Annotated in this window: 18 protein-coding genes; 10 read left to right on the forward strand and 8 right to left on the reverse strand. The window is 72.9% G+C overall.

The genetic code is table 11. The features are described from left to right. The 6 genes from ABZS77_RS19610 to ABZS77_RS19635 form a co-directional block, all read right to left on the reverse strand. A complete protein-coding gene (locus ABZS77_RS19610) occupies positions 1-1,179 on the reverse strand; it encodes a MarP family serine protease (RefSeq protein WP_354824481.1) in 1,179 nt (392 codons plus the stop codon). A gap of 63 nt (positions 1,180-1,242) precedes the next feature. After that, positions 1,243-1,935: a CoA pyrophosphatase gene (locus tag ABZS77_RS19615; protein WP_354824484.1), complete on the reverse strand. Its 693-nt coding sequence runs from the start codon at positions 1,933-1,935 to the stop codon at positions 1,243-1,245. Next, positions 1,932-2,579 (reverse strand): redoxin domain-containing protein, encoded by a 648-nt coding sequence (locus ABZS77_RS19620; RefSeq protein WP_354824487.1) that lies wholly within the window; start codon positions 2,577-2,579, stop codon positions 1,932-1,934. Before ABZS77_RS19620 ends, ABZS77_RS19615 begins: the two co-directional genes overlap by 4 nt. Then, the gene (gene nth / locus ABZS77_RS19625; RefSeq protein ID WP_354824490.1) at positions 2,576-3,364 is read right to left on the reverse strand and encodes an endonuclease III; all 789 of its coding nucleotides are present in this window, start codon (positions 3,362-3,364) and stop codon (positions 2,576-2,578) included. The genes ABZS77_RS19620 and nth overlap by 4 nt, the downstream gene beginning before the upstream one ends. A gap of 41 nt (positions 3,365-3,405) precedes the next feature. Continuing rightward, on the reverse strand, positions 3,406-4,581 hold the full coding sequence (locus ABZS77_RS19630; RefSeq protein WP_354824493.1) for a CapA family protein: 1,176 nt from the start codon (positions 4,579-4,581) through the stop codon (positions 3,406-3,408). A 56-nt stretch (positions 4,582-4,637) separates the two neighbouring features. Continuing rightward, on the reverse strand, positions 4,638-5,300 hold the full coding sequence (locus tag ABZS77_RS19635; RefSeq protein ID WP_354824496.1) for an adenosylcobinamide amidohydrolase: 663 nt from the start codon (positions 5,298-5,300) through the stop codon (positions 4,638-4,640). Between the two features lie 143 nt (positions 5,301-5,443). On the opposite strand from ABZS77_RS19635, the gene ABZS77_RS19640 reads away from it, so the two are divergent. The 10 genes from ABZS77_RS19640 (at position 5,444) to ABZS77_RS19685 (ending at position 16,734) form a co-directional block, all read left to right on the forward strand. Then, positions 5,444-6,121: a Crp/Fnr family transcriptional regulator gene (locus ABZS77_RS19640; RefSeq protein WP_007073398.1), complete on the forward strand. Its 678-nt coding sequence runs from the start codon at positions 5,444-5,446 to the stop codon at positions 6,119-6,121. 112 nt (positions 6,122-6,233) lie between these two features. Further along, positions 6,234-6,977 (forward strand): metallophosphoesterase family protein, encoded by a 744-nt coding sequence (locus ABZS77_RS19645; protein ID WP_354824499.1) that lies wholly within the window; start codon positions 6,234-6,236, stop codon positions 6,975-6,977. Positions 6,978-7,102: 125 nt separating this feature from the next. Next, positions 7,103-7,708, forward strand: a complete 606-nt coding sequence (locus ABZS77_RS19650) for a TetR/AcrR family transcriptional regulator (protein ID WP_354824502.1) — start codon at positions 7,103-7,105, stop codon at positions 7,706-7,708. A 37-nt stretch (positions 7,709-7,745) separates the two neighbouring features. Then, positions 7,746-8,543 (forward strand): TIGR03084 family metal-binding protein, encoded by a 798-nt coding sequence (locus tag ABZS77_RS19655; protein ID WP_354824505.1) that lies wholly within the window; start codon positions 7,746-7,748, stop codon positions 8,541-8,543. After that, the gene (locus tag ABZS77_RS19660) at positions 8,540-10,216 is read left to right on the forward strand and encodes an acyclic terpene utilization AtuA family protein (RefSeq protein ID WP_354824508.1); all 1,677 of its coding nucleotides are present in this window, start codon (positions 8,540-8,542) and stop codon (positions 10,214-10,216) included. Before ABZS77_RS19655 ends, ABZS77_RS19660 begins: the two co-directional genes overlap by 4 nt. Beyond that, the gene (locus ABZS77_RS19665; protein WP_354824510.1) at positions 10,213-11,406 is read left to right on the forward strand and encodes an acyl-CoA dehydrogenase family protein; all 1,194 of its coding nucleotides are present in this window, start codon (positions 10,213-10,215) and stop codon (positions 11,404-11,406) included. The genes ABZS77_RS19660 and ABZS77_RS19665 overlap by 4 nt, the downstream gene beginning before the upstream one ends. Continuing rightward, a complete protein-coding gene (locus tag ABZS77_RS19670) occupies positions 11,403-13,004 on the forward strand; it encodes a carboxyl transferase domain-containing protein (protein WP_354824513.1) in 1,602 nt (533 codons plus the stop codon). The genes ABZS77_RS19665 and ABZS77_RS19670 overlap by 4 nt, the downstream gene beginning before the upstream one ends. A gap of 72 nt (positions 13,005-13,076) precedes the next feature. Further along, on the forward strand, positions 13,077-15,056 hold the full coding sequence (locus ABZS77_RS19675) for a biotin carboxylase N-terminal domain-containing protein (RefSeq protein ID WP_354824516.1): 1,980 nt from the start codon (positions 13,077-13,079) through the stop codon (positions 15,054-15,056). Then, positions 15,053-16,216 carry an acyl-CoA dehydrogenase gene (locus ABZS77_RS19680; RefSeq protein WP_354824519.1) on the forward strand — a complete coding sequence of 388 codons (1,164 nt, stop codon included), beginning with the start codon at positions 15,053-15,055 and terminating at the stop codon, positions 16,214-16,216. The genes ABZS77_RS19675 and ABZS77_RS19680 overlap by 4 nt, the downstream gene beginning before the upstream one ends. A gap of 176 nt (positions 16,217-16,392) precedes the next feature. Next, positions 16,393-16,734, forward strand: coding sequence for a hypothetical protein (locus tag ABZS77_RS19685; protein ID WP_354824522.1), 342 nt, complete (start codon positions 16,393-16,395; stop codon positions 16,732-16,734). On the opposite strand, the gene ABZS77_RS19690 is transcribed toward ABZS77_RS19685, so the two are convergent. Both ABZS77_RS19690 and ABZS77_RS19695 read right to left on the reverse strand, forming a co-directional pair. Next, complete coding sequence (locus ABZS77_RS19690) at positions 16,721-18,220, reverse strand: serine/threonine-protein kinase (protein ID WP_354824524.1); 1,500 nt, start codon at positions 18,218-18,220, stop codon at positions 16,721-16,723. The two genes, ABZS77_RS19685 and ABZS77_RS19690, sit on opposite strands and share 14 nt — an antisense overlap. 30 nt (positions 18,221-18,250) lie before the next feature. After that, entirely contained in the window at positions 18,251-18,742 is a 492-nt protein-coding gene (locus ABZS77_RS19695) for a hypothetical protein (protein WP_354824526.1), read from the reverse strand. Positions 18,743-18,861: the final 119 nt, after the last annotated feature.

Raw genomic sequence — 18,861 nt, forward strand, 5'->3', positions numbered from 1 at the left:
TCAGGTGCACTCGCCGGTGCCGACGCCCCTGGTGCGTTCGGCGCCGGCCAGTGCCACCGGGCGGGCCTCGGCGGCGGTCACCGCGAAGCCGGTGTTCGGGTCGTCGGCGGCCGCCGCGAAGATCACGCCCAGCACCAGGCCGTTGGCGGAGACCAGCGGGCCGCCGGAGTTTCCACTGCGCACCAGCGCCCGGATCGTGTAGATCTCCCGGGTGACGTCACCGGAGGAGTAGATGTCCGGCCCGGTGATCCGGTCGACGTCGCGGACCCGCGCCGACTGCGCGTTGTACGGGCCGTCGAGCGGGAAGCCCAACACGATCGCGTCGGAGCCGCTGCCCGCGTTGCCGGCCGCGAAGCGCAGCGACGGACCGGGCATCCCGGGCACGTGCAGCACGGCCAGGTCGCGGTCCGGGTCGTACACGACCACCTGGCCGTCGTACCGCTCGCCGCCCAGCTCCACGGAGACCGAACGGGTGCCGGCCACCACGTGCGCGTTGGTCATCACCCGGTCGTCGGCGTACACGAAACCGGAGCCCTCGATGCGGCGCGAGCAGCTTGGTGCGGAGCCCAGCACCTTGACCACCGACCGCTGCCCGTTGACCACGACCTGGGAGCCGGCCAACGCCGGGTCGGGTGGCTCGACCTGCCGGGCCCGGGTTGGCGCGAGGTCGCCGAAGACATCCGGGAAGCCGTTGGTGTCGACGGTCTCCCGCAGCGCGGTGGAGAGCTGCTGGGCCTGGTCCGGCAGCACCCGGTCGACGACTGTGATGAGCGCGCTGTTGCGGACCGAGGCAGCAAGCCAGGGCAGCGAGGACGACCCGAGCGGCACCGCCACGAGCCACGCGACCAGCAGCACCGCGAACAGCGACACGAACGCCCCGCCGACGTCGTCGACCCGCCTGCCCACCTCACTGGTGATCGTCTTACGCAGGTGTGAGCCGAGCCAACCGGCCAACGCCTGACCGAGGACCGCCAGCCCGAACACCGCCACCAGCGAGATCAGCACCCGGGTGCCGCTGTCCACGAATTGTCGGGCCAGCAGCGGCCCGAGCTGGAGGCCAACCAGGGCGCCCAGGAAGAAGCCGGAGAACGACAGGATTCCGATGACGAAGCCCTGGCGGTATCCGCTGATCGCGAACACGAGCATGAGCAGCAACAGGACGAGATCCACGGCGGACACGGGTCAAGCGTACGGGCAGGACGCCCACGAGATGACCATCGCTTGCGGAAGGTGACCGCCAGGTCAGCGCAGGGCCGTCTCGTCGATCTCGTCGGTGCCGGCCGACGGCGCCGGGGTCGCCCCGGTCGGGGGGAGCTCGATCACCCGTTCGCGCGACCACGGACGCGCCCAGCCGCCCATCTCCAGCAGGGTCGCCAGCACTCCGGCGGTGAACCCCCAGACGAGCATCCCGCGCGCCGAGAACGCCGGCCCGATCCAGCCGCTGGGGTGGCGGACAAGCATCCGGTTGGCCGGGTCGACGAGCTCGCTGACCGGCAGTCGTGCCACGTGGGCCACCTCGGCCGGCTCCCGGGAATGCACCGGGTGCGGGTCGTGCCACCAGGCCAGCACGGGGGTGACCACGAAGTCGCTCACCGGGATCCACAGTTTCGGCAGCTCGGCCAGCACCGTCACGCTGGACGGGTCGAGGTCGACCTCCTCGTTCGCCTCGCGCAGCGCGGTCGCGCGGACGTCGGCGTCCTCCGGGTCGGCCGCCCCACCGGGGAAGGCCGGCTGACCGGCGTGGTTGCGCAGGGTGGCGGCGCGTTGCAGCACCAGCACGTCCGGGCCGACGCCGGGTTGCTCGCCGAGCAGCACCAGTACGGCGCTCTCCCGGCCACCCTCGGCCGGGGTGGTCAGTCGGGTGAAGTCCTCGGCGCGGGCCGTGCCCAGCCGGGTCAGCAACGGCGCGATCCAGTCGGGTGGTCGACGGGTCACGCCGGCACCGTCAGGCCGAGATGCTGGTTCACCAGTTTGGCGAGCCGGGCGTCGTCGAGCGCCCCGGTGGCGTCGACATGCCGGATCCGGCCCTGCGCGTCGACGAAGAGGGTCAGCGGGATGGCGTTGCGCTCCAGCGCCCGCTGCACCGCCTCACCCTGGTCGACGAGGATCGGGAAGCGGACGCCGTAGTCCTCCCCGATGGACTGGGCGCCGCCGCGGCTGTCCCGGCTGTTCACCCCGACCACCTGGAGCTGACCGGCCGCGCGTTCGCTGAGCCGTTGGAAGGCGGGCAGCTCCTTGCGGCACGGCGGGCACCACGACGCCCAGATGTTGATCACGGCCGGGCCGGCCACCGAGCGCAGCGCGACCGGAGCGCCACCGGTGAAGCAGGCAAGCGTCAGCTCGGGCAGCGCCGGGCCGCCGGGAGTCGTCGACGTGCCCGGGCCGGGTGTGGCAGGGGCCGTCGTGCCGGCGCCGGGCGACGCTGCCGTGGGCGGTGTGCCGAGCGCGGCGCAGTCCCGGAACGGCGACGGCCGGTCCGCCGCCGCCGGCCGGGGTGCCGGCTCGTCGGCCGGACCGGTGGTGCAACCGGCCACGGCCAGCAGCAGCAGCGGAATCAGCAGGGCGAGGCGGCGGTTCACGGCACCTCCGCGGCGACCGCCTGGGCGGGCACCAGCTCCGGGTCGACTCCGGCGGCGACCGCCAGGTCACGCGCCCGGGGGCCCTTGAGCAGCTTGGCGGCGGCGGCCGGCTCGGTCGGGCCGGTGCCGTACGACGGGCACAGCTTCGCCAATGTGCAGGCGCCGCAGGCGGGCTTGCGGGCGTGGCAGACCCGACGGCCGTGGAAGATGATCCGGTGCGACAGCATGCTCCAGTCGCGCTTGTCGTACAGCGCGCCGATCGCGTGCTCGATCTTGACCGGGTCGGTCTCGGTGGTCAGTCGCCACCTGTGGACCAGCCGCTGGAAGTGCGTGTCGACGGTGATGCCCGGCACGTCGAAGGCGTTGCCGAGGATGACGTTGGCGGTCTTGCGGCCGATCCCGGGCAGCGTCACCAGGTCGACGAGCCGGCCCGGAACCCGGCCGTCGTACCGGTCGAGGAGCGCCTGACCGAGCTTGAGCAGGGAGTCGGTCTTGTTGCGGTAGAAGCCGGTGGGCCGGATCAGCTCCTCCATCTCGCCCCGGTCGGCGCCGGCGTACGCGGCTGCCGTCGGGTAGCGGGCGAAGAGCTTCGGGGTGACCTCGTTGACCTTCTTGTCGGTGCACTGGGCGGAGAGGATGGTGGCGACGGCCAACTCCAGCGCGTTGGAGTGGTCCAGTTCACAGTGCGCGTCGGGGTGCGTCTCGGCCAGCACCCGGCCGATCTTGCGGGCACGACGTTTGCGCCCGAGGTCGGTCTCGCTGGCACCGGGAGGGCTACTGGTCACGACGGTCAGCCTACGTCGCGCCCCGGACGTTCCCGCTCGGGTCAACCCGTGGTCGGCGCGGTGATCCTGCCCTGCCCGTCGAACCGCGCGCCGGCCTTCGGGAAGTCGGTGCGGCTCAGCTCGGTGACCAGGCCCAGACCCCGGTCGTCGGGGTCCATCGTCGGCTTGCCGGCCGAGTTCATGTACGTCGAGGTGAACGAGCCACCGGCCCAACCGCCGTCCGGCTTGAGTGACACCTTGAGCACACCACCCCAGCCGAGCCGGCCGGTGTTGCTCAGCGAGTTGCCGCCGCCGGCGAAGTTGCCCAGGCTGTACGCGATCAGTCGCCCCTGGTAGAACTCCATGCCCCGCAGCACGTGCGGCCCGTGGCCGACGATCAGGTCGGCGCCCGCGTCGATCATGGCGTGGGAGAACTTGACCGGGTCGCCCCGGTTCTCGCCCAGGAACATCTCCGTGCCCGGCTTCACCCGGGTCTTGTCCGCGCCCTCGCCACCCATGTGCACCTGCACCACGACCAGGTCGGCCATGGTGGCCGCCTTGGCGACCACCGCCTTGGCGGCGGCGATGTCGACGAGGCTGTTCGACCAGACGTACGACGAGAAGCCGGCCACGGCGACCTTGACGCCCTTGACCTCGACGACGGTGATCTGGTTGGGCGCGCCGGTGTGCTCCAGGTCGTACTTCTCCAGGGCCTTGCGGGTGTTCTCGTAGCCCTTCGGGCCGTAGTCGTAGCCGTGGTTGTTGGCCTGGTTGAGCACGTCGAAGCCGGCGTCGCGCAGGTGTGCCGCGTACTCCGGGGGTGCCCGGAACTGGAAGCAGCGGGTGGAGTTGGCCCCGCACTTGCCGGTGCCGGTGTCCACCGTCAGCGGCTCCTCCAGGTTGCCCATCACCAGGTCGGCCTTGAGCGCCTCGGTGACCGAGGTGAAGAAGCCCTTGCCGCCGGCGGCGGGCAGACGGCTCGGCGCGTTGCCCATGATGATGTCGCCGGTGGCGGAGAGGGAGATCGCACCGCCGGCCGTGGGGGCGTCGCCGCCCTTCGGGCCGGCCGTGGTCACCGGCGCGCCGGTGCCACCGCCGCCGGCGCCCGGCTGCCAGACCGGCCCGTCACCACCGCCGGGGTCGGCGCAGCCGGCGACGAGCAGGGCGGCCAGCAGCGCGGCGAGGCCGAGGGCGACGCGGCGACGCGGGCGGGACGCGAGGGGGGCGGGAGCATACATCGCCCGCGACCCTACCGGCCGGCAAACGCGCCGAGGAGGGCCGATCGGGTGGAAGTTCAGCCGGTGAGCTGCTCGGACCAGGGAACGACCGGCCGGTCACCGCCGGCGAGCACCGCCGCGTGCACCGCGCGGGCCAGCGGGGCGCCCCAGGCGGAGCGTGGTCCGCCGTACGCGGCCTCCGGCCCGTCCGTGGGGCAGAGCACGGTCACCGAGTCGGTGGGGGTGCCGGTGCCCGGCAACGCCAACTCCATGATCGCCTGGGCTTTCGCCTCGGTCGCGGTGGCCACCGCGTTGACCAGGGCCGAGTCGGCGAGCCGGGCCGGCACGTACACCACGATGTTGACCGTGCCGACGGGCTGGGTGAGCGCGGCCGGGGTCGGCGCGGCGGCGAGCACCGGGATGCCGAGGCCGACGGTCGCCCAGGCCCGCACTCCGGTGTCGGTGCGGCCCACCACCTCGGCCACGTCGACGCCGGTCAGGAGGCCCACCCCGGGCCCGTCGAGGGCCAGGTCCGCGGCGAGCGCGGCCAGGTGGGCGGCCGGGTCGTCCCGGTCGTACGACATCGGCACGGTCGCGTTCAGAACCCAGCGCCGTACGCCGATTCCACCGCCGAGCGGGCCGCTGCTGACCGCCCGCAGGGGCACGTCCGCGCGCCAGACGAGCAGCGGGACGCGCCGCCCGTCCTCGGTGCGACTGGTCAGAGTTGGGTCGCTCAGCACGTCGGGCAGGTTACGCCTACCGATCAAGATTCCAGGGCCGACCTCTGATTCGTGCTCACGTGCGCCTAGACTTGGCGGCGCGCGAGGGGATCAGCGGACGGCGGACCCGGCCGACGGACGGCACGCGTAACCGGAGGTGCGCGATGGATGAGGTACTGGCCCGTAGCGGGATCTTCCAGGGTGTCGACCCGGAAGCTGCCGAGGCGCTTGCCAAGGAGATGGAGACGATCGAGGTCCGCAAGGGCGAGGTCGTCTTCAATGAGGGCGAGCCCGGCGACAGTCTCTATATCCTGCTGTCCGGGAAGATCAAGGTTGGTCGCCGCGCCGCGGACGGCCGGCAGAACCTGATCGCGGTGATGGGCCCGTCGGACATGGTCGGGGAGCTGTCGCTCTTCGACCCGGGTCCGCGTACGGCGACCGCCACCGCGGTGACGGACACCCGACTCGTACGGCTGCGCAAGCAGGCGCTGCGTCCGTGGCTGAACAACCGCCCGGAGATCGCCGAGCAGTTGCTCCGGGTGCTGGCCCGACGGCTGCGCCGGACCAACGACTCGCTCGCCGACCTGATCTTCACGGACGTGCCGGGTCGGGTCGCGAAGAACCTGCTCCAGATGGCCGGTCGCTTCGGCACCCGCGACGGCGGCGTCCTGCGGGTGACCCACGACCTGACCCAGGAGGAGATCGCCCAGCTCGTCGGCGCCTCCCGGGAGACGGTCAACAAGGCGCTCGCCGACTTCGCCTCGCGCGGCTGGCTGCGGCTGGACGGCAAGAGCATCATCATCCTGGACCCGGAGCGTCTGGCCCGTCGCGCCCGCGTCTGAGACAGCGGTACGACCCGTCCCCGCATCCCGTCACCGACGGGGGCGGGGACGTTTCGTCTGCCCGGCGCAGAAATGCTGGCTCCTCGCGGTGTGACGGTCGAGGGTGGGGGTCATGCCGAACCGCGTCGCTGTGCTCTCCGACATCCACGGTGTGCTGCCCGCTCTGGAGGCCGTACTGGCGGAGCCCGACGTCGCGGCCGCCGATCTGATCGTGCTCACCGGCGACATCGCCGCCGGTCCGCAGCCGGTCGAGGTGCTGGACGTGCTCGCCGACCTCGGTGATCGGGTCTGCTGGGTGGGCGGCAACTGCGAACGTGAGCTGATCGACGCGCGGGCCGGCCGGCTCGCCGCTTTCGAGGTGTCCAACTGGGCCGGCGGGCAGCTTCGCGAGGACCAGGTGGCCCGACTCGCCGCGCTGCCCGTGTCGGTGACGCTGGAGGTCGACGGGCTCGGGCCGACCCTGTTCTGCCACGCGACGCCCCGCGACGACGAGGAGGTCGTGCTCGTCGACTCGCGGATGACCCGTTGGGTCGAGGTGTTCGAGGGCCTCCCCGCCGAGGTCTCCACTGTGGTGTGCGGGCACACGCACATGCCTTTCGTCCGGCTGGTCGACCGGCGCCTGGTGGTCAACCCGGGCAGCGTCGGCATGCCGTACGGCGGCACGGGCGCGTGGTGGGCGCTGCTCGGGCAGGGCGTGCAGTTGCGGCGTACCCATTTCGACGTGGACGCGGCGTGCGCCCGGGTGGCGGCGGAGTCGACCTTCCCGGACGCTGCCGCCTGGGCCGACGAGTACCTGCGCTCCCGGCACAGCGACGCCGACGCGCTCGCCGTCTTCGGTCCCCGCGACGGCCGCTGACCGCTCGGTCCGCGTCTCAGCTCGACACGGCCGACGGGGGCGGTAGCCCCGGACCTCGTGTGCCGCGTGGCCACCCTGAAAAAGTCAGTCTTGACTGTTTGTTTCTCAGGGCGCAGGCTGTTCGCGTGTCCACCCCGTCGACGCGCGTCCCCCAGCAGGAGCGCAGCCGCGCCACCCAGGCCCGGCTGCTGGAGGCGACCGTCGACTGCCTGGTGGAGCACGGCTGGTCCGGCACCACCACCACAGTGGTCGCCGCCCGGGCCGGTGTCTCACGTGGCGCGCAGCTGCACCACTACCCGACGAAGGCCGCGCTGGTGACGGCCGCCGTACGCCATCTGGCCGAACGGCGGGCCGACGAGCTGCGCACCGAGGCCGAGGCGCTGCCGGCCGGCCCGCAGCGGTTGGACCGCGTGGTCGACCTGCTCGGGGCGGCGTTCACCGGGCCGCTCTTCGTGGCCGCGCTCGAGCTCTGGGTCGCCGCCCGCACCGATCGGGAGCTCCGGGACGCCCTGTTGCCACTGGAGGCCACCGTCGGCCGGGAGATGCACCGCCTCACCGTCTCCCTGCTCGGCGTCGACGAACGCCGACCCGGCGTCCGCGAGGCGGTACAGGCCACGCTCGACCTGCTGCGTGGGCTCGGCGTGGCCAACCTGCTCAGTGACGACTCGGCCCGCCGCACCGCCCTGCTCACCACCTGGAAGCGGCAGCTCGCCACCCTGCTCACGCCCTGACCGCCGGCCGCACCGGCCCCCACCGACCGGAGGCACCATGGTCGACCTCACCGACCTGCTCACGGACCTGGCCGACGAGTCCGCCGACCTCGACGCCCTGGTGGCTCCGCTGCCCGCGACCGACTGGGCGCGTCCGACCCCCGCACCGGGTTGGAGCATCGGGCACCAGATCGCCCACCTCGCCTGGACCGACCACGTGGCATTGCTGGCCGCCACCGATGCGGAGGCGTTCTACGCGACGGTGACCGCCGCGCCGGATGTGACCAGGATGGTGGACGCGGGCGCCGACGAGTTCCTCGCACCGCCGGCCGAGCTGCTCGCCCGCTGGCGCGCCGGGCGGACGGCACTCGTCGACGCCCTGGCCGCCGTCCCGGCCGGAGAGAAGCTGCCCTGGTACGGCACCAGCATGTCGGCCACCTCGATGGCCACGGCCCGGATCATGGAGACCTGGGCACACGGTGAGGACGTGGCCGACACGCTCGGCGTCGTCCGTCCCGCCAGCGACCGACTCCGGCACGTGGCGCACCTGGGCGTGCGTACCCTCGGGCATGGTTTCGCGGCCCACGGCCGGGAGGCGCCCACGACGCCGGTCCGGGTCGAACTGGCCGCGCCCGACGGCGACACCTGGACCTGGGGGCCGGCGGACGCCGCCGACCGGGTGAGCGGCCCGGCCCGGGACTTCTGCCTCCTGGTCACCCAGCGCCGCCACCGCGCGGACCTCGCCCTGCTGGCCACCGGACCGGTCGCCGACGAGTGGCTCGACGTGGCGCAGGCCTTCGCCGGGCCGCCCGGCGACGGCCGCGAGCCGGCAAGCGCGAACGGGGTACGGAAGTGATCCGCATCGGCAACGCCTCCGGCTTCTACGGAGACCGGTTCACCGCCTGGCGGGACATGCTCGACGGCGGCGAGCTGGACGTCCTGACCGGCGACTACCTGGCCGAACTGACCATGCTGATCCTCGGTCGGGACCGGCTTCGCGACCCCGGTCTCGGCTACGCGAAGACGTTCCTGCGGCAACTGGAGACCTGCCTCGGCACCGCCCTCGACCGGGGGGTACGGATCGTCACCAACGCCGGCGGGCTGAACCCGGCCGGCCTGGCCGCGGCCATCGACGCCCTCGCCGTCCGGCTGGGCCTGCCCGCTCAGGTCGGGTACGTCGAGGGCGACGCCATCCAACGCCCGGACGCGTTGACCGCGAACGCCTACCTCGGCGCGTTCGGAATCGCCGCCTGCCTCGACGGTGGGGCCAACGTGGTCGTCACCGGGCGGGTCACCGACGCGTCGCTCGTGGTCGGTCCGGCCATCGCCAGGTACGGGTGGAGCCGCGACGATCTCGACGAGCTGGCCGGGGCGACCGTCGCGGGTCACCTCGTCGAATGCGGCGCGCAGGTCACCGGCGGCAACTTCAGCTTCTTCACCGAACTGCCCGATGGCGGGCACCGCCCCGGCTTCCCCGTCGCCGAGGTGTACGCGGACGGCTCCAGCGTGCTCACCAAGCACCCCGGCACCGGCGGCGCGGTCACCGTCGAGACGGTCACCGCCCAACTGCTCTACGAGATCGGCGGGCCGGCCTACCTGGGGCCGGACGTGGTCACCCGGTTGGACACGGTGACGCTGCTCCCCGAGGGGCCGGACCGGGTCCGGGTCTCCGGCGTCCGGGGCACCCCGCCACCGCCCACGCTCAAGGTCGGCGTCAACAACCTCGGCGGGTTCCGCAACTCGATGACGTTCGTCCTCTGCGGGCTCGACATCGAGGCGAAGGCGGCGCTGGTCCGGGGGCAGGTCGAGGAGGCGGTGGGCAAGGACGGGTTGGAGTTCACGCTGGCCCGCACCGACCACCCGGACGCCGCCGACACCGAGGCCGCAAGCGCACTGCTGCACGTCCACCTGCGCGACAGTGACAAGTCGCGGGCCGGACGGGCGTTCTCGGCGGCGGCGGTGGAGCTGGCGTTGGCCTCGTACCCGGGCTGCACGTTGACGACCCTGCCGGGCGACGCGACACCGTACGGCGTGTTCACCGCCGACGAGGTCCCCCAGGACGAGGTCCCGCATGTGGCGGTGCTGCCCGGCGGCCAGCGGGTGCCGATCGCCCCGCCGATCCGCACCGCCCCCGTCCCGGAGGCCGAGTCGGTCCCGGGCGGCGGCGCGGCCGTGGACGGCCCGACCCGGCGCGGTCCGCTCGGTGAGCTGGTCGGCGCGCGCTCCGGAGACAAGGGCGGGGACGCCAACCTCGGCGTCTGGGCGCGCTCCGACGCCGGGTACGCGTGGCTGCGCTCCTGGTTGACCGTGCAGCGGCTGGCCGAGCTGCTGCCGGAGACCGGGCCGCTGACGGTACGACGCTACGAGCTGCCGAACCTGCGCGCGGTCAACTTCGTGATCGAGGGCCTGCTCGGGGCGGGGGTGGCCGCGTCCACCCGGTTCGACCCGCAGGCCAAGGCGCTCGGTGAGCTGCTGCGCGCCCGGATCGTCGACCTGCCGGCCGACGTGTCGACGGGGGCGGGCCGATGAGCATCGTGGACACCCCGGAGCGGCGGCAACTGCGCGAGCTGACCCGCGCGTTCGTGACCCGGGAGGTGCTGCCGCACCTGGACGACTGGGAGCGGGCCGGTGAGGTGCCCCGCGCCCTGCACGCCACCGCCGCGAAGCTCGGGCTGCTCGGCATCGGCTTCCCCGAGTCCGTCGGCGGCAGCGGCGGTGACCTGCTCGACTCGATCATCGTGACCGAGGAGGTGATCCGCTCCGGCGGCTCGTCAGGCCTGATCGCGGCCCTGTTCACGCACGGCATCGCGCTGCCGCACATGGTCGCGGCGGCGGGCGTTGGCGTCGGCGGCTCGCTTGGCGGCCGGCTCGGCGGCACCTCGACGCCCGACGACGACCTGATCCAGCGGTACGTCCGGCCCACCCTGGCCGGCACGATGATCGGCGCGCTGGCGATCACCGAGCCGGACGGCGGTTCCGACGTGGCCGGCATCCGCACCACCGCCCGCCGCGACGGCGACCACTATGTGGTCAACGGGTCGAAGACGTACATCACCAGCGGGCACCGGGCCGACTTCGTGACCACGGCGGTCTGCACCGACTTCCCCGGCAGCGGCTCGCTCACCCTGCTTGTCATCGACAGGGACAGCCCCGGGTTCACCGTGGGCCGCCGGCTGGAGAAGCTGGGCTGGCACTGCTCGGACACCGCCGAGCTGTCGTTCGCCGACGTGCGGGTGCCGGTGGCCAACCGGATCGGCGCGGAGGACACCGGCTTCCTGGCGATCATGCAGAACTTCGCGGCGGAACGGCTCTCGCTGGCCACCCAGGCGTACGCCACCGCGCAGCGCTGCGTCGAGCTGGCCGTGCGCTGGTGCCGGGAGCGGGAGACCTTCGGGCGTCCACTTGCCAGCCGGCAACTGGTCCGGCACCGGTTGGCCGAGATGCACACCCGCGCCGAGGCGGCCCGGGCGTACGTGCACGAGGTCGCCGTCCGGGTGGCCGCCGGCGAGCCGGTGGTGACCGAGGTGGCGATGGCCAAGAACGTCGCGGTGGCGGCCTGCGACCAGGTGGTCGACCAGGCGTTGCAGCTGCACGGCGGGTTCGGCTACATGCGCGACGCCGAGGTGGAACGGCACTACCGCGACGCCCGGATCCTCGGCATCGGCGGCGGCGCCACCGAGATCATGAACGAGATCATCGCGAAAGGCATGGGCCTATGACCACCCTGGACAGCGCGATCGACCCGTCGGCACCCGGGTACGCGGCGAACCGGGCCGCCCTGCGGGAACGGCTGGCCGAGTTGGACTCCGCGCTGGACCAGGCGCGGGCGGGCGGCGGCGAGAAGTACGTCACCCGGCACCACAAGCGGGGCAAGCTGCTCCCCCGGGAGCGGATCGACCTGCTGGTGGACGCGGACAGCCCGTTCCTCGAGTTGTCGCCGGTCGCCGCGTACGGCACGGACTTCCCGGTCGGGGCCAGCGTCGTCGTCGGCATCGGGGTGATCGAGGGCGTCGAGTGCCTGATCGTCGCCAACGACCCGACCGTCCGCGGCGGCGCAGTCAACCCGTGGTCGCTCGCCAAGACCCGACGGGCCGGTGAGATCGCGCTGGCCAACCGGCTGCCGATGGTCAACCTGGTCGAGTCGGCCGGTGCGGACCTGCCGACCCAGGCGGAGATCTTCATCCCGGGCGGGCGGGTGTTCCGGGATCTGACCCGGCTCTCGGCGGCCGGCATCCCCACGGTCAGCGTGGTCTTCGGCAACGCCACGGCCGGTGGCGCGTACGTGCCGGGGATGTCCGACCACGTGATCATGATTCGGGACCGGTCGCAGGTCTACCTGGCCGGGCCGCCGCTGGTGAAGATGGCCACCGGTGAGGTCACCGACGACGAGTCGCTGGGCGGCGCGGCGATGCACGCCGGCACGTCCGGGCTCGCCGACCACCTGGCCGAGGACGAGCGGGACGGCATCCGGCTGGCCCGGCAGTGCGTACGCCGGCTGAACTGGCGCAAGCACGGCCCGGCACCGCGCACGGCCGTCCCGCAGCCCCCGAAGTACGACCCGGAGGAGCTGCTCGGCATCGCCAGCGCCGACCTGAAGGTGCCGTTCGATCCGCGTGAGGTGCTGGCCCGGATCCTGGACGGCAGTGACTTCGACGAGTTCAAGCCGGCGTACGGGGACGCGCTGGTCACCGGCTGGGGCGAGCTGCACGGCTACCCGGTGGGTGTGCTGGCCAACGCCCGGGGGGTGCTGTTCAGCGAGGAGGCGCAGAAGGCGGCCCAGTTCATCCAGCTCGCGAACGCCTCCGACACCCCGCTGATCTTCCTGCAGAACACCACCGGATACATGGTCGGCACGGAGTACGAGCAGCGCGGCATCATCAAACACGGCGCGCTGATGATCAACGCGGTGTCCAACTCGACGGTGCCGCACCTGACGGTCAACCTGGGCGCGTCGTACGGGGCCGGCAACTACGGGATGTGCGGCCGGGCGTACGAGCCGAGGTTCCTGTTCACCTGGCCGAACGCGAAGTCGGCGGTGATGGGTCCGGCGCAGTTGGCCGGGGTGCTGTCGATCGTGGCCCGGCAGGCCGCCGCCGCGCGGGGGCGGGACTACGACGAGGAGTCCGACGCGGCGATGCGGATGATGGTCGAGCAGCAGATCGAGTCGCAGTCCGGCGCGCTGTTCCTCTCCGGCCGGCTCTACGACGACGGCGTGATCGATCCCCGGGACACCCGGACCGTCCTCGGGCTCTGCCTCTCGGCGATCCACAACGGACCGGTGAAGGGCGCCGACGGTTTCGGCGTCTTCCGGATGTAGGGGGCGTGTGCCTGTGAGCGCGAGGAACGCAGCGAAGCGGAGTCCCGCAGTCGCGGACGAAGGGCAGGCCCAGTGATTTCGAGATTGCTCGTCGCCAACCGGGGTGAGATCGCCCGCCGGATCTTCGCGACCTGTCGGAGGCTCGGCGTGGAGACGGTCGCCGTGCACTCGGACGCGGACGCGGACGCGCCGTTCGTGGCCGAAGCCGACCAGGCGGTCCGGCTCCCCGGTGACACGCCGACCGAGACGTACCTGCGGGTCGATCTGATCCTGGAGGCGGCCCGGCGCAGCGGCGCGGACGCCGTCCACCCGGGTTACGGGTTTCTCGCCGAGAACGCCGAGTTCGCGGCGGCGGTGACCGACGCGGGGCTGACCTGGGTGGGCCCGCCGGCGAAGGTGATCGCGGCGATGGGCGACAAGTTGGCGGCGAAGGCGCTGCTCGCCGAGGCGGGTGTGCCGATGCTGCCGAGCTGGACCGACACCGGCGACGTCACCGATTTCCCGGTGCTGGTGAAGGCGTCCGCCGGCGGCGGCGGGCGGGGCATGCGGATCGTCCGGGACGCCGAGGGGCTGGCCGAGGCCGTCGCGTCCGCGCGCCGCGAGGCGGCCGCGGCGTTCGGCGACGGCACTGTCTTCATCGAGCGGTACGTGGAGCGCGGCCGGCACGTCGAGGTGCAGATCTTCGGCGACGCCGAGGGGCGCGTTGTCGCCCTCGGTGATCGCGAGTGCTCGATCCAGCGGCGGCACCAGAAGATCGTCGAGGAGGCACCGGCGGTCGTGCCGGAGTCGGTGCGGTCGGCGTTGCACGAGGCGGCGGTGGCCGCCGGTCGCGCCGTCGACTATCTGGGTGCCGGCACTGTGGAGTTCCTGCTCGCGCCGGGCGGGGAGTTCTACTTCCTGGAGATGAACACCCGGCTCCAGGTCGAGCACCCGGTGACCGAGCTGTGCACCGGTCTGGACCTGGTGGGGCTGCAACTTCTCGTGGCCGAGGGTGGGTCGCTGCCGGCGACCCTGCCGGCGAGCACCGGCCACGCGATCGAGGTGCGGCTCTGCGCCGAGGACGCGTCGGCCGGATGGCGTCCGGCCACCGGCACCCTGCACCGGTTCACGGTCCCCCAGGTGGCGGCCGAGTTCGGCGGGCTGGCCGGGCCGGGCCTGCGGCTCGACTCGGGTGTGGTGGCCGGTTCGGTGGTCGGCGTGCACTACGACTCGATGGTGGCGAAGCTCGTCGCCTGGAGTCCCACCCGCACCGAGGCGACCCGGCTGCTGGCCAGCGCGTTGGCCAGGGCCGAACTGCACGGGGTGACAACGAACCGCGATCTGCTGGTCCGGGTGCTGCGCAGCCCGGCGTTCGCCGCCGTGGAGATCGACACCGGTTTCCTGGACCGGCACTCCGAGGTCTTCGCCCCGCTGCTGCCCGCCGGTCAGCTTCCGGTGGTCGCGCTCGCGGCGGCGCTCGCCTCGGCCGCCGGCCGTCGCGCCGAGGCCCGGGTCCTGGCCGGGTTGCCGTCGGGCTGGCGCAACGTGCCGGCCGTCCCGCAGGTCACCCGCTTCACCGGCCCGGACGGCGAGATCGAGGTCCGCTACCGGCTGGACCGGACTGGCGCTCTCGCCGACTGGTCCGCCGGGCCGAGCGCCGCCGACTCGACTGTGGCGCTGATCGAGGCCAACCCGGACCGGGTGGTGCTCGACGTCGACGGGGTCCGGCGCGCGTACCGCGTACACCGGGTGGGGTCGGAGACCTTCGTTGACGGCCCTGACGGGGCGGCGAGCCTCACCGAGCTGCCGCGTCTCCCACCGCCGACGGCGCAACTGGCGGCCGGCTCGCTGCTCGCGCCGCTTCCCGGCGCGGTGACCCGGGTGCACGTCGAGGTCGGCCAGCGGGTCTCGGCCGGCGATCCGCTGCTCACGCTCGAAGCGATGAAGTTGGAACATCCCGTGCTCGCACCGATCGACGGAGTCGTCGCCGAGCTGCCGGTGCCGGCCGGCGGTCAGGTACGCACCGGCGCCGTGCTGGCCGTCATCGACAACGCCTTGGAGGACCCCCGATGACCTTCGACCTCACCCCCGAGCAGGACCAACTGCGTGACGCCGTGCGGGCGCTCGGCCGCAGGTACGGTCACTCCTATTTCGTGTCGAAGGCGAAATCGGGGGAGCACACCACCGAGCTGTGGGCCGAGGCGGGACGGCTCGGCTACCTGGGGGTCAACATCCCCACCGAGTACGGCGGCGGGGGCGGCGGCATCACCGAGCTGGCCATCGTCTGCGAGGAGCTGGCCGCGACCGGCTGCCCGCTGCTGCTGCTGGTGGTCTCCCCCGCCATCGCCGCCACAGTGCTCGCCCGGCACGGCACCGAGGAGCAGCGCAAACGGCACCTGCCCGGCCTCGCCGACGGCACCCAGAAGATCGTCTTCGCGATCACCGAGCCGGACGCGGGCTCCAACTTCCACCGCCTGAGCACGGTGGCCCGCCGCGACGGCGACGACTGGCTGCTCAACGGCCGCAAGTGCTACATCTCCGGATTCGACGAGGCCGGTCACGTGCTGGTGGTGGCCCGTACCGAGGACTCCTCCACCGGCAAGCTGAAGCCGGCGCTGTTCCTGGTGCCGACCGACGCCGCCGGGCTGACCAGCTCCAAGCTGGACATGGAGATCGTCTCCCCGGAGAACCAGTTCCTGCTCTTCCTGGACGACGTGCGGGTGCCCGCCGACGCACTGCTCGGTGAGTCGCTTGACGCCGGGCTGCCGGCGCTCTTCGCCGGGCTCAACCCGGAACGGATCACGGTCGCCGCGATGGGCGCCGGCACCGGCCGGTACGCCATCGAGCGGGCCACCGACTACACCGCCACCCGCAAGGTCTGGGGTGGTCGGAGCATCGGCTCGCACCAGGGTGTGTCGCATCCCCTCGCCCACGCGGCGGTGCAGGTCGAACTGGCCCGCCTCATGATCCAGAAGGCGGCGACCCTGTACGACGCCGGCCGTGACCTGGAGGCCGGGGTGGCCGGCAACATGGCGAAGTACGCGGCCGGGGAGGCCGCCGCGCTCGCCGTGGACACCGCCGTCCAGGCGTTGGGCGGGGCGGGCATGACCACCGAGTACGGGGTGGCCACCCTGCTCGGCGCGGTACGGGCCGGCCGGATCGCCCCGGTCAGCCGCGAGATGATCCTCAACTTCGTCGCCCAGCACGTCCTCGGTCAGGACAAGTCCTACTGAGCGGCGGCGGTCAGCCAGGGGCGCGCCCTGGCTGACGCAACAGCCCGCGAACCACTGAGGGTGACGGCTCGGGTCCACTCCGTACGGACACGCGCCGGGCCGGCGGGACGGCTGGACGACCGGCGCGCCGTCGGCTCTGCGGTTGACAGCCGGCCCCAGCCGGACATGCTGGAGGGGTGAGTCGACTGCCCAGGCCCGATGCGCGGACGGTGGCGGTGATCGCGGCGCTGGGAGCCCTCGGGCCGCTGGTCACGCTGGTCGTCTGGCGACGCCAGGATCTGCTCGGCGTGGTGCTCGCGCTGCTCTGCGTCCTGCTGATCATGGTCGCCGGGGTGGCCGCCTCGGCGGCCCGGCAGGGCGACTCCCCCGAGCCGGCGGACCGGCCGGCGGCGGCCGGGCCGCCCGAGCTGATGCCCTACGGCATCGACGCGGACACCCTCGACGCGCTCGACAGCCGGGACGCGTTACGCGCCGTCCGTGACCGCCGCCGAGGGCCGGGCGGCCTCAGCGATCGGTGAGGGTGGGCGCGCTGAGCGCGTTCACTCCCCGCCCGGCCAGACACCGGTAGGCCCGGTCCACACTGCCCTCGACGGGCGGCAGCACCTCCAGACGCCAACCGGTCGCCTCGGCGATCCCGGTGGTCAACCGGAACGTGGCGGCGCTGCACACCTGCCGTACCGGCTCGGCGGCGACCACCTCGTCGTACTCGGCGCCGACCAGCGCCACCGGCAGCAGACCCTCGGCGTACGTCTCCCACGTGTGCGGTCCGACGCACGGCACGCGGGCCGCCTCGGCGCGGGTCCCACGGATCCGCATCGGGCCGAAGCACTCCAACTCGGGCAGACAACGGGCACCGTCGGGCAGGGCGGTCGGCGCGCCCGCACTCGTCGTGCAGCCGGGTAGCGGCCCGGTGGCCGGCGCGGCGACCCGACTGGCCGAGGGGGACGGGCCGGGTGGCGGTGAACTGCCGGCCACCCAGGCGCCGGCGGTGGCCGACGCGGCGAGCGCGAGCGCACCCGCGCCGCCGAGGAACCAGCGTCGCCTCCAACGCCGACCGGTGGGCGACACCGCCTGGGTGTCCTCCACGGCGGGGCGGGGAATCGGCTGGCTGGCGGTGTACGAACCGGAGTAGGTCATGCCGCCGCTGACCGGGGCACCACTGACCGGCGCCGACGGCGGGCCGAGGGGCAGACCGGCGAGCATCTCGTGCAGTTCGAGGGCGGAGGGCCGGTCGGCCGGGTCGTTGGCCATGCCGGCCCGCAGCACGTCGATCAACTCGTCCGGTACGCCCGGCAGGCCGGGGAGCGGCTGGTTGAACATCTCCAGCACGGTGACCAGGCTGGGGTTGCGCTCGGACTGCCAGCGCGGCGGCCGGCCGTGCATCACCGCGTAGAGGGTGGCGCAGAGGGCGTACACGTCGACGGCCGGGGACGGCGGGCTGTGGCTGAACATCTCCGGCGGCGCGTACGCCGGGGTGAGCACCTCCAGGGTGACCGAGGCGTCCCGGTGCTCCGCGAGCACGGCCAGCCCGAAGTCGGCGAGCACCGCCGAGTTGAAGTTCGAGTAGAGGATGTTGGCTGGCTTGACGTCCCGGTGCAGCACTCCGGCGGCGTGCGAGTGGGCGAGCGCGTCGGCGATCTTCATGCCGAGGTCGCGGGCCTCCACCGGACCGAGCGGTGAGGTGCGCATCCGTTCGGCGTACGACCCGTCGCAGAGCTCCATGATCAGGTAGGGGTGCTGGTCGACGGTGACCCCGACGTCGAAGAGGTCCACCACGTGCGGGTGCGACGACATCCGGCCGGCCGCCCGCGCCTCACGCAGGAAGCGGGCCTGGTCGCGCTCGTTGTCGAGCGTCCGGTTCTCCACCTTGACGGCGACCTCACGCCCCACCGAGATCTGGGTGGCCTGGTAGACGGTCGCGTACCCACCCCGGGCAAACACCCGCAGATCGGTCAGACCGGGCACGATTGGCACCCGCAAGCCTCCGGTCGGGGTGTCGGTCACTGCTCGAAAATACCCAACCCGGCCGGCGGCTCAGCGCACCGCGTCCGCCGGAGCGGCCCCGGCGTCCCCGACGTCGCCCGAAGGGCCGGCATCGGCAGGCGTCACGTCGGTGCCGCCCGACGCGCCCCGGCGGGCGTCCAGGCGCAGGCCGACAGCGGTGGCCACCGCGCCGAGCCCCTCCCAGGCTGCCACCCCGAAGAACCGGCCGGGCGCGATGTCGGCAAGAACGGCGATGGTGAACACGGTGAACGTGACCAACCGGAACACCACAGTGAACCGGTAGAACACCCGCCACTCGGTGACCGTCGCGAGCAGGTAGTAGACGCCCATGTTGAACGCCGCCATCGAGGACGCCAGCAGGAACGTGCCCGTGTGGTCACCGACGGCCCGCGTCTGCGGCACCTCGAGCCCGAGCATGCGCAGCTGCGCCTCCGGCCAGAGCAGCCCGACCGCGCCCATCACCAGTGCCAGCACACCGAAGACCGCGATGGTCCAGCCCGCGATGGAACGCGGCAGCTTCATGAAGAGCCTCCCCAGGCACGGCGACGATCAGCACTGTGGACCACCGACGGTGCCAACACGCTAGCCGGTGGGTCCGACGACCACATCCCCGGAACCGTCAAAAACCCGGCCGATCGATC

This window comes from Micromonospora sp. NPDC005298, from assembly GCF_040607375.1.
Classification (GTDB): Bacteria; Actinomycetota; Actinomycetes; order Mycobacteriales; family Micromonosporaceae; genus Micromonospora.

What these genes read in the sequence shown, in the direction of transcription:
- ABZS77_RS19665 (WP_354824510.1), top strand. Translation starts at nt 10,213, where the DNA reads ATGAGCATCGTGGACACCCCGGAGCGGCGGCAACTGCGCGAGCTGACC.
- ABZS77_RS19670 (WP_354824513.1), top strand. Translation starts at nt 11,403, where the DNA reads ATGACCACCCTGGACAGCGCGATCGACCCGTCGGCACCCGGGTACGCG.
- ABZS77_RS19640 (WP_007073398.1), top strand. Translation starts at nt 5,444, where the DNA reads ATGGATGAGGTACTGGCCCGTAGCGGGATCTTCCAGGGTGTCGACCCG.
- ABZS77_RS19680 (WP_354824519.1), top strand. Translation starts at nt 15,053, where the DNA reads ATGACCTTCGACCTCACCCCCGAGCAGGACCAACTGCGTGACGCCGTG.
- ABZS77_RS19630 (WP_354824493.1), bottom strand. Translation starts at nt 4,581, where the DNA reads ATGTATGCTCCCGCCCCCCTCGCGTCCCGCCCGCGTCGCCGCGTCGCC.
- ABZS77_RS19695 (WP_354824526.1), bottom strand. Translation starts at nt 18,742, where the DNA reads ATGAAGCTGCCGCGTTCCATCGCGGGCTGGACCATCGCGGTCTTCGGT.
- ABZS77_RS19645 (WP_354824499.1), top strand. Translation starts at nt 6,234, where the DNA reads ATGCCGAACCGCGTCGCTGTGCTCTCCGACATCCACGGTGTGCTGCCC.
- ABZS77_RS19655 (WP_354824505.1), top strand. Translation starts at nt 7,746, where the DNA reads ATGGTCGACCTCACCGACCTGCTCACGGACCTGGCCGACGAGTCCGCC.